The organism is Paenarthrobacter sp. TE4293 (genome assembly GCF_050435325.1).
Classification (GTDB): Bacteria; Actinomycetota; Actinomycetes; order Actinomycetales; family Micrococcaceae; genus Arthrobacter; species Arthrobacter nitroguajacolicus_C.
The window spans coordinates 211,877-224,051 of sequence record NZ_JBNJRY010000008.1 but is presented as its reverse complement, the minus strand read 5'-3'; the positions used below and the strand labels follow the sequence as shown (position 1 = coordinate 224,051).

14 protein-coding genes are annotated in these 12,175 nt (G+C 63.5%); 9 read left to right on the top strand and 5 right to left on the bottom strand.

What is annotated here, in order from left to right; all coding sequences use genetic code 11:
• Positions 1-12 precede the first annotated feature (12 nt).
• Positions 13-468: a YchJ family protein gene (locus QF015_RS17255; RefSeq protein ID WP_429390275.1), complete on the bottom strand. Its 456-nt coding sequence runs from the start codon at positions 466-468 to the stop codon at positions 13-15.
• 135 nt (positions 469-603) lie between these two features.
• On the opposite strand from QF015_RS17255, the gene QF015_RS17250 reads away from it, so the two are divergent.
• Positions 604-1,632, top strand: coding sequence for a hypothetical protein (locus tag QF015_RS17250; RefSeq protein ID WP_429390274.1), 1,029 nt, complete (start codon positions 604-606; stop codon positions 1,630-1,632).
• Positions 1,633-1,636: 4 nt separating this feature from the next.
• Here the strand turns inward: QF015_RS17250 and QF015_RS17245 are convergent, their stop codons facing one another.
• A complete protein-coding gene (locus QF015_RS17245) occupies positions 1,637-2,128 on the bottom strand; it encodes a flavin reductase family protein (RefSeq protein ID WP_310207159.1) in 492 nt (163 codons plus the stop codon).
• Between the two features lie 279 nt (positions 2,129-2,407).
• Between QF015_RS17245 and QF015_RS17240 the strand changes: the two genes are divergently transcribed.
• From QF015_RS17240 to QF015_RS17220, 5 genes are all read left to right on the top strand, one after another.
• Positions 2,408-3,442: an aldo/keto reductase gene (locus tag QF015_RS17240; protein WP_429390288.1), complete on the top strand. Its 1,035-nt coding sequence runs from the start codon at positions 2,408-2,410 to the stop codon at positions 3,440-3,442.
• A 163-nt stretch (positions 3,443-3,605) separates the two neighbouring features.
• Positions 3,606-4,709 carry a sulfite oxidase gene (locus QF015_RS17235; RefSeq protein ID WP_429390273.1) on the top strand — a complete coding sequence of 368 codons (1,104 nt, stop codon included), beginning with the start codon at positions 3,606-3,608 and terminating at the stop codon, positions 4,707-4,709.
• Between the two features lie 162 nt (positions 4,710-4,871).
• Positions 4,872-5,249, top strand: a complete 378-nt coding sequence (locus QF015_RS17230; protein ID WP_018779945.1) for an RNA-binding S4 domain-containing protein — start codon at positions 4,872-4,874, stop codon at positions 5,247-5,249.
• A 120-nt stretch (positions 5,250-5,369) separates the two neighbouring features.
• Complete coding sequence (locus tag QF015_RS17225; protein WP_429390272.1) at positions 5,370-6,041, top strand: DUF6318 family protein; 672 nt, start codon at positions 5,370-5,372, stop codon at positions 6,039-6,041.
• A 281-nt stretch (positions 6,042-6,322) separates the two neighbouring features.
• Positions 6,323-6,988 (top strand): hypothetical protein, encoded by a 666-nt coding sequence (locus tag QF015_RS17220; protein ID WP_429390271.1) that lies wholly within the window; start codon positions 6,323-6,325, stop codon positions 6,986-6,988.
• A 21-nt stretch (positions 6,989-7,009) separates the two neighbouring features.
• Here the strand turns inward: QF015_RS17220 and QF015_RS17215 are convergent, their stop codons facing one another.
• From QF015_RS17215 to QF015_RS17205, 3 genes are all read right to left on the bottom strand, one after another.
• Entirely contained in the window at positions 7,010-7,471 is a 462-nt protein-coding gene (locus QF015_RS17215; protein WP_429390270.1) for a DUF3817 domain-containing protein, read from the bottom strand.
• Between the two features lie 170 nt (positions 7,472-7,641).
• Positions 7,642-8,100 carry a hypothetical protein gene (locus QF015_RS17210; protein WP_310207179.1) on the bottom strand — a complete coding sequence of 153 codons (459 nt, stop codon included), beginning with the start codon at positions 8,098-8,100 and terminating at the stop codon, positions 7,642-7,644.
• A gap of 218 nt (positions 8,101-8,318) precedes the next feature.
• A complete protein-coding gene (locus QF015_RS17205; protein WP_429390269.1) occupies positions 8,319-8,825 on the bottom strand; it encodes a hypothetical protein in 507 nt (168 codons plus the stop codon).
• 103 nt (positions 8,826-8,928) lie between these two features.
• Between QF015_RS17205 and QF015_RS17200 the strand changes: the two genes are divergently transcribed.
• From QF015_RS17200 to aspA, 3 genes are read left to right on the top strand one after another with little or no spacing between them, the layout of a single operon-like run.
• Entirely contained in the window at positions 8,929-9,648 is a 720-nt protein-coding gene (locus QF015_RS17200; RefSeq protein ID WP_310207185.1) for a FadR/GntR family transcriptional regulator, read from the top strand.
• Positions 9,645-10,679 carry an asparaginase gene (locus tag QF015_RS17195; protein WP_429390268.1) on the top strand — a complete coding sequence of 345 codons (1,035 nt, stop codon included), beginning with the start codon at positions 9,645-9,647 and terminating at the stop codon, positions 10,677-10,679. The genes QF015_RS17200 and QF015_RS17195 overlap by 4 nt, the downstream gene beginning before the upstream one ends.
• Positions 10,680-10,692: 13 nt before the next feature.
• A complete protein-coding gene (gene aspA / locus QF015_RS17190) occupies positions 10,693-12,108 on the top strand; it encodes an aspartate ammonia-lyase (protein WP_310207188.1) in 1,416 nt (471 codons plus the stop codon).
• Positions 12,109-12,175 lie beyond the last annotated feature (67 nt).

The window sequence follows — 12,175 nt, the reverse complement described above, 5'->3', positions numbered from 1 at the left end:
GCGGGAGCGCGCCTAGCGGACGTCCCCGTCCACGTAGAACCACCGTCTGCCTTCCCGAACGAAACGGCTGAATTCGCGCTGGACGCCGCGGTCGCCGTCGAGCCTGTAGTGCGCGGCGAATTCAACAGTGCCGGTCGTGTCCAGGGGGCCGCCGTTGCTCGTGTCCACAATATCCAGCCTGCGCCACTGCATGTCCGGATCAAGGTCCATGGACTCCGGCCTGGTCGAAGCATGCCAGGTGCGCAGGAGGTACCCGGGATCCAGGACAACGAAGGCCGAATAGCGGGAACGCATGAGTTGCTCCGCGGTTGGCGCGTCGGCATCGCCGCGGTGGGAGCGGCCGCAGCAATCGTCGTACTGCTCCCCGGAAAGGCAGGGGCACGCACCGTTGCGGAGTCTGGCAAAGTCAGGGGTCACAAGGTCCCAATCTGAGGCGTTAAATGAGAGCTGGGCAACATATTTTCCCATGCCATATAACAGCTTTGAAACAACCCCGCCAGAGTGGGCGGCGGCGCGTGATTCCGTCGGTGCTGGACCTTAGGCTAGATACGCAAGCTGGGTGGGCAATGCGCGCATCACAAAACGACAGCCAGGGGAGGCTACGTGGAGGATCCGACAACACTCGCCATCAACCTGACGTATTTGGGGACGCTGGGACTTGCAGTCCTGATGTTCCTGGGTCTCGGGTTGATCATCATCATCACTCTGGTGGTAGCCGGAGTCGGGCGACTGCTGTCGATTGTCCTCCTGGCGATGGTCGGAATTTTCCCGAAGAAGGAAACCACCCCGATCGTCCAGCTCCCCCCGCGCCCGGCGCGCGTCCCCGTCCCGGCGACCGGCGGCGTCGGGTCTCCGGCATCTGCTGAGTCTCCTCTCGAGGATCTGGCCTACTTTGAAACGGGGTCCACCGCACAGGTGCAGGCTCCCGTGCCTCCCACACCCGCCGCGCCGGCTGCACCGGCTGCCGCCGCAAAACCCGTTGCGCCGATGCGCGCCGCAAAACCCGCTGCACCGGCTGCGCAGGCAGCCGCCGCACCGTCCGTTGGAGCAACAGCAAAACCTGCGGAGCCATCCGTGCCCGCCGCGCCCAGGCGCGACCTCCTTGGAGACGTTCGACGGCGGCTCTCCGGTGCGTCTGCCGCGGTCAAGGACGGCGCGTGGAAAGCCAAGGTAGACCCCCGCAACCTTCCCAAACCGGCGGAGGTCAAGTCCGTCGTCGAAAACCAAGCCGCACATCACCCAATCCTTGTGGCAGCTACCAAGGAACCGCCCGTCCTGGCGAAGGACTGGGCTGATGCCGTGGCTGAGGCGGACCGTCGCGCGGCAGCCCGCGCGCAGGCCGGGCAGCCTCCGGCCATCAAGGTGACCGTCCGCGACCTCGGCGAGCCCACGTCGTCGTCCCCTGGCAAAACTCCCGGGCCGACATCCCCTGACGTTTCGCCAAGGCCGCCGAGTGCCGGCGGCCCCGGCCCGAGACCGTCCACCCCGGGATCCAGCAACTCCGGGAATGGCGGCTCCTCAGGCAGCTCCGGCAACGGGGTAAAGAAATCGGGCCCGAACACTTCCAAGAATGGAAAGTCTCCGAGCCCGATCCGCAAAGGGTCCATGAGCAGCGTCAGCCGCAACTCCTAGGGTCCTAGGCGGCCAGCTGCCGGAAGGTGGCGCCGTGGTAGATCAGTGGCTTGGATTCGAGGTTGATGGTGGTCGCTTTGACCTCCAGGACGACGATCGCGTGGTCACCGGCTGGCGTCTCCGACACTACTTCGCATTCGAAGCCCAGCACCGCGCCGTCGACCAGGACAGCACCGGAGTCGCTCACGCTGGTGTCCAGCCCGGCGAAGCGATCGCGGGTCTTCGAAGCCAGTTGGAGGGCTGCCCCTTCCTGCCCCTCGGCCAGGACAGAGACACCCAGGCGTTGTGCCTGGCGAAGCTTAGGCCAGGTGGTGGAGGAGTTCTGCACGGCGAACATCACCAGCGGCGGTTCCAGTGAAACGCCGACCGTGAAGGACGACGCCACCAACGCTTCCGGCGTGAAGTCCACCATCGCGCTGAAAGCCGCGACTCCGGATGGGAACTGCGCAAATGCTGCCTTGATGGCCGCCGTTTCTTCCACTGTGGTCTGTGTCATTCCGCTGTCCCCTTCGTGCGTTGCTTGAGTTCCTTTCCCATAATTCACCTGCTTCGGGGAACGGCAATATTTGTTGATCCGAAAGACATTTGTGTTGCCGCATGTCAAGAAATGTCGCGAAGTAAGGCCTCTACCATTACCTCGCAAGAAGAAAAACGAAGAAGTTCTACCGCTTGCGTTTATGCCCCCGGCGGCCGTGTGTAGCCTCGATTGAACATCCCGTCCACGGCCACAGACCCAGGCATGGACACCAGCACTGTCCCACCACAGGAAGCCGACATGAGCCTCAACGAGCTACGAACGCTTGGACGCACTGGCGCCCTGATCAGCCCCCTCACGCTGGGCACCCTGAACTTCGGCACCGGCGCCGCGCCCACGGGTCCCGCCGAGAGCATCCGCATCATCAAAGCAGCGCTCGACGCCGGGATCACCAGCGTGGATACCGCAGACATCTACTCCCAGGGCGAAGCCGAAACTGTGGTTGGCCAGGCCATCCACAGTCGGCGCGACGACGTCTTCCTTGCCACCAAGTTCCACGGCCAGATGGGCTCCAACCCGGCGCACGCAGGGAACTCCCGCCGGTGGATTGTCAGGGCTGTGGAGGACAGCTTGCGGCGCCTGAACACGGACAGGATCGACCTCTACCAGGCACACCGCCCGGACTACAACACTGATCTGCTGGAGACCATCACGGCCCTGAACGACCTCATCCGCCAGGGCAAGATCCTGTACTACGGCACGTCCGTGTTCAGTCCCGCCCAGCTGGTGGAGGCCCAGTGGATTGCGAACACCAACCACCTGACTCCGCCTGTGGTCGACCAGGTGCCGTACTCGCTTCTGGTGCGTGCCAACGAACGCGACGTTTTCCCCATCACCCAGCAGTACGGCGTCGGGGTTCTGAGTTACGGACCGCTCGACGGGGGCTGGCTGGCCGGCGGTTACCGCGTTGGCGCGGGGCAGCCGGAAAGCTCACGCTTCTCCGCTCTTCCCGGCCGCTTCGACGTGAACGCACCGTTCAACCAGGGCAAGCTGCACGCTGCCGACGCTTTGGCCCAGCTCGCGGCCCGGCATGGGCTCACCCTCATCCAACTTGCCGTCTCGTTCGCCTTGAACCACCCGGCAGTGACCAGCGTGGTCATTGGGCCGCGCACCGAAGAACACCTGACGGACTATTTGAAGGCCGCCGATGTGGTCCTGAGCGAGGCCGTTTTGGATGAAATCGACGACATCGTCGCACCGGCCGTGAACTTCCTCGAGCGCGACGCCGGCACAGTTGCCCCGCACCTTGAGTACCCGGAACTACGACGCCGGTAGCCGCCTTCCGTTGTGAGGCCCGCTCTACACGCTTTGGGCTTCCTTTTGTGCGCAGAGCGGGCCTCACAACGAGCTATTGACGCAGGTTCGGCCGCGGCGTGATCCTTGTCGTAAGTGCTGCGGCACTCCGCAGCGTTAGCTTCCAGTAGAACGCCGCCGTCCCATGTCCAAGCACCCCGTCAAGCAAAGAGCCGCGAAAGCCGCCACCCCCGGGCAACCCACCGAAGGTCCCCTGACCCACGAAGAACTGCAACTCGCCGGCCGGAACCATTCCATGCCGCTGGAGGCGCTGCACGACGACATCACGCCGGCGGGCCTTCACTACCTGCTCATCCATTTCGACATCCCACACGTTTCCGCGGAAACCTGGACGTTGCGGCTGGGCGGAGCTGTGGATCACAGCCTCGAACTGAGCCTCGAGGACATCAAGGCCAGACCCGCGGTCACCGTGCCAGTGACCATGGAATGTGCGGGGAACGGCCGGTCCCTTTTGGAGCCTCGCCCCCTCAGTCAGCCGTGGGTCCTCGGCGCAGTGGGTACTGCCGAGTGGACCGGAACTCCCTTGGCACCCCTGCTGGAGGAGGCAGGTTTGGCGAGTGACGCCGTCGAACTTGTCTTTACCGGTGCCGACGCCGGTGTCCAGGGCGGCGTCGAAGAGCCGTACGCGCGCAGCCTTTCTATTGCGGAAGCGATGCATCCCGAAGTCATGCTGGTTTATGCCATGAACGGCAATCCGCTGCCGATCCAGCACGGATTCCCCCTCCGGCTGCTGGTCCCGGGTTGGTACGGCATGGCGAGCGTGAAGTGGTTGACGTCGATTGAAGCCGTAACCTCAAGATTCATGGGGTTCCAGCAGGCGGTCGCGTACCACTACCTGCAAGGTCCCGACGGTCCGGGCCTGCCCGTGACGCACATCAGGGTTCGCTCGCTGATGGTTCCTCCCGGGATTCCGGACTTCTTCACCCGACGCCGCATCGTGGACGCCGGACCCGTCATGCTGCACGGCCGCGCATGGTCCGGGCATGGTGAGGTGGAGCGTGTGGAAGTAGGGATCGACGGCGAGTGGATGCCGGCGCATCTCGACGCGCCTTTGGGGGACTTTGCGTGGCGGTCGTGGTCCATGGTGTGGGTCGCGAGCCCCGGGGAGCATGTGCTGCGGTGCCGGGCGATGGATACGTCGGGCGCGCTGCAGCCCACCGACCAGGTGTGGAACTACCAGGGCATCGGGAACAACATGGCGCAGCGGGTTGAGGTGACGGTGCGGTAGCTCGCCCCGCCCCGCCGAGCACCGCCGTGCACCGGCCGCCGCCGAGCCCCCTCCCGCCGAGAACGCTGGAACGCTGCGTAATCGCTGGATCTTTCCCTGCGATCTCGCCGCTTTCCAAGGTTCTCGCGGGGCAGGCGGACCCCGGTTAGACTCGTTCCAATCATGAGTATCCCGTCTTCCTCCCCAGCGAACGTCCGCGTCGACGCGTGGTTGTGGGCGATCCGCGCCTACAAAACCCGCTCCGCCGCCACGGCCGCCTGCCGGGCCGGACATATCCGCATCAATGGGAACCCTGTCAAAGCGTCGCAAAGCGTGATCATTGGCGACACCATCCGGGTCCGGGAATCAGGCTGGGAACGGATCCTCGAAGTCCGGCGCCTCATCGCCAAGCGCGTCGGAGCCGAAGCCGCTTCGCACTGCTTTACCGACCACACTCCCCCACGCCCCGTCGCCCCCAAGCTCGGCCTTCCCCAGCGCGACCGCGGCGCCGGCCGGCCCACCAAGAAGGACCGTAGGGATATGGAGAAACTGCGCGGGTAGATGGCTCTCGCAGGCCGCAGCCGGCACTTATCCACAGGTCGCTCTTTCTGACATGAAACTTTCCCAGCCCGCTGCTTAGACTGACCGGCACACCGCCAAACAGCTGCTGGGGAGCCTGTCATGTCACGCGATTCATATGCCACTTTTCCGTCTCTTCATGCGCGGATGGTGGTCATCGGCCTCGCTGCTGCAGTGCTTCTAAGCGGTTGCCGGGGCGGCTCCACACCCAGCGCACCATCCTCCGAACAGAGCTCGACGACGGCGTCGCCCGCCTCAAGCGCGTTGGTTCCGGCGGCTTCGGCTACTCCGTCAGCGTCGGCCGGGTACAAGCCAGCGGACGCGAAGGGGAAGGCCGAGAATGTGCCGGTTCCCGTGATGCCCGAGTTGGCGAAGGAGAACTCGAAGGCTGGGCTGGAGGCGTTTATTGGGTACTGGTACGCGACCTATTCCTATGCGACAGAAACCGGTGACCTGAAGGCGTGGATGGCGTCTACAGACACGACCACAGAATCCGGTGCCGCGTACAAAAGAGCCATTGTTGCCAACTATGCAAACGACAGTTGGCTGGTGGGCGGGAAGATAGATATCCCTTCCATCGAGGTCCTCTGGCAGATCGGAGCCGAATTCCAAGTGGCTAAGGTCCAAGTCATCCAAGACGAAATTGAATACTTTGACGCGGAAGGGAGAATCAGACAGCAGCCATCAGAGGCCTCGAACACGGCCGAGGCTGTCAAAGCCGCCTTCAGAGATGGAAGTTGGCAAGTTATCGACAACGGCCTGATTCTGGGCTGAAGATGCGATTCCTTACGAAAACTGCGCTCTCTCTCCTCACGTGCACGCCACTACTCGTACTTGTCGGGCTGCCCTTCTCCATGGCAGCTGACGAACCGGGCATCCGGGCTAACAGGGGCGAAACGGGGATGGAATTGAGCGGTCACTTCACCATCGACCCAGTCACCGGAGTGCCTTCCACGAACACGGCTTCCCCCGCAGCCGACGATCCGAATCAGTACATGGCCGATGTTCACTGCCGGTCTGGCGGAACGGACACACCGGACAAAGGCTGTCTGACCATGAAATGTCCAGCCAAGACACCCGACGGAGAAGAAGGCACACCCGTTATCTGGCGGCAGGCACCGAAGTCAATCACCAACCCGGTATGGACGGACTACCCCGCCGTCAGTGGCCCCACCTGCCTCTACGACGCCGAACCCGAGAATGTCCTGGCCAACATCGCGGCCAGGATTCTGAACGACTTCCGCCAGCTCCCCGTCAACCCAGGAACCCTCGAAGCCCAACCGTTCCCCCACACCCTCAAAGGCGGGCCCACCAACTTCTACGCCACCACAACAGAACAAGCCTTCGACCTCACCATCCTCGGCGAAACAGTCCACCTCACCGCAACCCCCGCCAGCTACACCTACACCTTCGGAGACGGCACCAGCCTCGGACCCACACCAGCAGCCGGGTACCCCATCCCCGAGAGCGACTGGCTCAGCAACACCACCCGCACCAGCCACAGCTACACCGAAACCGGCAACTACCAAACCACCCTCACCACCAGCTTCACCGGCACCTACTCCGTCAACAACGGCCCACCCCTACCCATCAACGGAACACTCGACCTCACCACACCAGCCAAAACCCTCCACGTCTGGAAAACACAAAGAGCACTCGTCGCCGACACCTGCCAGCAAAACCCCAACTCCTGGGGCTGCCCCGGAGCAACGACAAAGTAAGCCGCCGGGCAATACAGCGGGTTAGGAGAACCAGGTTCCGGGAGGGCCCATAAACAGCAGGAAGCTGAACACTGCGCCCACGGCAACCAAAGTGACAACAACGGCGAGGATCGGATTCCGCAGAACCCAGGCTTGGGCCTTCTCGAAGCCACCTCGCGGCGCATCACCACCAGCAGCCAGGCGCCATCCACCGGCGAGAAGACCCCGGCGATCGAGGGATTTCTCCATGGGGATGGTGGCGTAGGGGATGACCGCAGAGACGATGGCCAGAAGACCAGTACGTGTGGTCCACTTCTGGTTGATCCAGGTGAAAACGGCAGTCGCGGCATAGCAAAGGAACACGAAGCCGTGGATGCCGCCAGCGATGCTCACTCCCACATCGGTGGTGCGGGTGACGTACTTAAGGAACAACCCGATCAGCAACAGCGTCCATGTCACTGCCTCGGCAAAAGCGACGGTGCGAAACAAAGTGCGGGGTTGCATGGTAGTCCTCAGGTAGAAAACGGGAGACACATCCAATTTTACCGTTCGTAGAACTTCCCTCGCGTCAGGCCGTGCAACCTTTAGAGGGACCACTGATTGCCCTTCCGCCAAAGGCCGCGGAAGAGCGTCGTCCTGCGTGTCAAAAGCTCGGATAGCGTGACGCAGCAACGTCAGGGTAGAGGCAGAGCCTTCCCGTTCCGGATGCGGGAATCGCCAAACTCGATGGCAACGGGAGCGATTTCCACTACGGGTTCGTGCCGCGTGCGGGCTTTCCCGACGGCAATGTGGGGAACCCACCGTGGCGACCTGTAACCGAGGGCTGGCGAGCTCAGGATGAAGTCGTCGATGTTGTCGAGGCCCAACTCGTCCAGCAAAAGGTGCAAGCCCTGCACCAGGAGCGCCTGGTAGTCGTGGACTTCCTGGGGAACATCCACTTCCAGGCCCATGATGCGTCCGCCACCCAACGGAATCAGTCGCTCGGACTTTCCGAGGAACCCGGCCAGAACAGGAAGCTCGGTCAACCAACTGGCAACTTCAGGCAGGACTTCCTCCGACCTCGCCGTTCCCTTGGTCCAGGCGACGATATCCTGGGCCAGGTCGTCAAGAATCCCCACGTGCAGCAGTGTCATGTGCAAGCCCGAAGGGTTCCGGAGCGAGTCGACGAACCGAGCCACCCCCTCATAATCGGAGGCTCCGGTGCCAACACGGAGAACGGGCACCTCGACTGTGATGCGAGGTCCATGCGGTTTGCTTCCAGAGGGGTTGCTGGCCGTCATGGTTGCCATTATGCGCCGAACGCACAGCGAGCGGGAGGCCGACGGCGGAACGCAAGTGCCGTCGTCGGGCCTTACTTCCTGGAGCGGGCCTGGACCAGGTTGGCGAACGGAAGGCGCCCGAAAACCGAAATGAAGTCAGCGTGGTAGGCGGCTTCTGCCGCATTGACCTCGGACGCGGGGAGTTCCCTCCACGCGACGATGAGGTCCATGGCGTCGCGCAGTTGCCAGATGAGCCGGGCGTCCCAAATAACAGTGGGTCGCCCACGCCCGTAGTCCATGAACTCCTGGATCTGCTTGCGGAGCCCGCGGTTGCCTTGGCTGCCTGCACTTGCCTTGCCCAGGTACACCACCGCAGCGTCCGGAACCCACTCGGCATCCAACGCTTCCCGCTTGAGGGAGGGGTCCTTCTTCTTGAACGTCCCGGCGGTGCTCTTGCTGAGGAATACGGGGTCGAAATCCGCGGGACGAAGGATCGCAAAGATACCGGGTCCTTGGGGAATTCTCATGGGGTCGAGCTCGTCGAGCGGCCGGAATCCCGAGAAGCCGTCCTGCATGAGGGACTTTTTGGTGAAGAGCATGGTCCATTGTGCGGGATCCGCAGCAGGGAGCCGAAAGACGCCAAACCCTGAAGCGGTTCTTTCAGCGTTGACAGCCCCTTGTGACCCGTGCCATATTCAAAGCGTGAACCTGTCAGACAGCCGGACAGCCGGACAGCAAGGACCCCAGGGTGGGCATATGCCCATCTCCCGCATTTCCGCAGCTGAAGCGGTCTTCGCGGCCCTCAGGCGAGCCATCGAGGGCGGACAGTTCGATATCGGCACCAAGCTGAGCTCGGAAGCCACGTTGGCGGGCCAATACGGCGTGAGCCGGTCCGTCATCAGGGAAGCGCTGAGATCCTGCAACACCCTGGGCCTCACCGTGACCAAGACAGGCAAGGGCACGTTCGTTGTGGCCAACAAGGTTGCTAATGACCTTACCTTGGGTCAGTACAGTGCGCGTGACCTTAACGAAGCACGTCCCCACATCGAAATCCCGGCTGCGGGCCTCGCTGCCCAACGAAGGACCGACGAAGAGCTCGAGCACCTCAAGGACATCGTCCAGGAAATGCTCAACGAAAACGATCCCGAAGCCTGGGTCAACCTCGACGCCAGCTTCCACTCAGCCGTGGCCCGTGCCAGCGGAAACCGGGTGTTCGCCAGCGTCGTCTCGGATATCCGCGAGGCGTTGGCCCACCAGTCCGAAACCCTGAACCTCGTCGCAGACCGGCAACACCGTTCGGACGAGGAACATGTCGCCGTCCTCGACGCAATCGAGGCCGGCGACTCTGAAGCCGCAAGCAAAGCGATGGCCGCCCACCTCCAGGCCGTCAGCGTTGCACTGGACACGATCCTCAGCAAATGACCCACCCCAAGGACAACATCACCATGCCCGTCCCTGCAGCACCGGCCCACCAGGCCGCGGCACTCAACCTCAAAGCGCCCAACCATGTACCGCTCGTTGAGGTGACCCGCGACGGCCTCGTGGAGAGCATCCACTACGGCTCCTTGATCGCCCTCAAAGAAGACGGCAGCACCGCGCTCGAAGCCGGCCAACCTGACGCCCCGATGTACCCGCGCTCGAGCCTGAAGCCGCTGCAGGCCGTGGCGCTGCTCAAAGCCGGGCTGGACATCCCCCAAAACCTCTTGGCCCTCACTGCGGCCAGCCACTCCGGCGCGCACATGCACCAAAACGGCGCCGCTGAAATCCTGAAGCTGCACGGCCTGACCGGGGAGGCACTGGCCAACAGCACGGACCTGCCGTACGGCGTCCTTGAGCGCGAAGAATGGCTCCGCGCCGGCAACGGCCCTACCCACATCGCGCAGAACTGTTCCGGAAAGCACGCGTCCATGACGGCCGTGTGCGTCATCAACGGCTGGCCGGTGGAGGGATACCTGCACCCCGAGCATCCGTTGCAGGTCCTGGTTCGCGACACCATCACGGACCTCACGGGCGAGGACGCAGCTGCGGTCAGTACTGACGGCTGCGGAACTCCGCTTTTCGCGCACTCTTTGCATGGCATGGCCAGGGCCTACGGCCGTCTCGCCGCCGCCGATGAGAGCACTGACGAAGGCAAAGTCGCCCACGCCATGCGTCGCTTCCCGGAGATGGTGGCCGGCGAGGGCCGCGACGTCACCGCCCTCATGCGCGCCGTCCCCGGCCTCCTCGCGAAGGACGGTTTTGAAGGCCTCCAGCTGGTCGGCCTCCAGGACGGCACGGGTTTGGCAGTCAAGATTTCCGACGGCGGCGATCGCGCCCGCATGCCCGTCACCGTTGAGGTTCTTCGCCGGCTGGGTGTCGACGGCGGCAGCTTGGACACGCTTCAGAGCCCACCCGTGCTGGGCGGCGGCCTCCCGGTCGGCGAACTCCGTGCAGCCCACATTTTCAGCAACTAAACCAAGGACAGCTATGACCACCGTCGATCAGGCGATCCCCCTCCGTTCCGAACACGACCTCTTGGGCGACCGCGATGTACCCGCGGATGCCTACTGGGGCGTCCACACCCTGCGCGCCATCGAGAACTTCCCGATCACCGGGCAGCCGCTCTCCACCAACAAGCACCTGGTCAGGGGTTTGGCCGCCGTGAAGCAGGCCGCAGCCCGCACCAACCACGAGCTTGGCCTCCTGGACGCCGAAAGGGCCCAGGCGATTGAGCAAGCCTGCCAGGACATCCTGGACGGCATGCTTCACGAGCAGTTCATGGTGGACGTGATCCAGGGCGGCGCAGGAACCAGTTCCAACATGAACGCCAACGAAGTGATCGCCAACCGTGCACTGGAAATCCTGGGCCACCCCAAGGGCGACTACTCCAAGCTGCACCCGAACGACCACGTGAACCTGAGCCAGTCCACCAACGACGTCTACCCGACGGCGGTGAACCTCGCCACGATCTTCTCCGTCAAAGAACTCCTCCTGGCACTTGAAGAACTCGAGCTGGCGTTCGCCGAGAAGGGCCGGGAATTCCGGACTGTCGTCAAGATGGGCCGCACCCAGCTTCAGGACGCCGTCCCCATGACGCTGGGCCAGGAATTCGGCGGTTACGCAGTGACCATCGGTGAGGACCGGGCGCGGCTGGACGAGTCCCACATGTTGATCCACGAGATCAACCTCGGCGCCACAGCCATCGGCACGGGCTTGAATGCTCCGGCCGGCTACGCCGAAGCTGCCTGCCGCCACCTGGCCGAAATCACCGGGCTCCCCCTGCTCACGGCCGCGGACCTGATCGAGGCCACCCAGGACGTGGGCGCCTTCGTGCACTTGTCCGGCGTCCTGAAGCGCGTGGCAGTGAAGCTCTCCAAGATTTGCAACGACCTCCGCCTGCTGTCCTCCGGACCGCGTGCGGGATTGGGCGAGATCAACCTTCCGGCCGTTCAGTCCGGTTCGTCGATCATGCCCGGCAAGATCAATCCGGTGATCCCGGAAGTGGTCAGCCAGGTGGCGTATGAAGTCATCGGCAACGATGTCACCGTCACCATGGCCGCGGAGGCGGGCCAGCTTCAGCTGAACGCCTTCGAACCGATCATTGTGCACAGCCTGCACAAGAGCATCTCCCACCTGGAAGCAGCGTGCCGCACCCTTACGGCACGCTGCGTCCGGGGCATTACCGCAAACACCGAACGGCTACGGCTTACCGTGGAGCAGTCGATCGGTCTCGTCACGGCATTGAACCCCCATATCGGTTACGCCTCCGCCACCGCTATCGCCCAAGAGGCGCTGGCTACAGGCAAGGGTGTGGCAGAACTCGTTCTGGAACATGGTCTTCTGACCGCCGCCCAACTCGAGGAACTGCTCAGCCCTGAGCGTCTGGCAAATCTCAGCAAATAGGCCGAAACCGGCCAGTAAGCCCACGGCTTCCGTCAGCCGTCCCGCCGATGAGGCATCCCTCCACGAG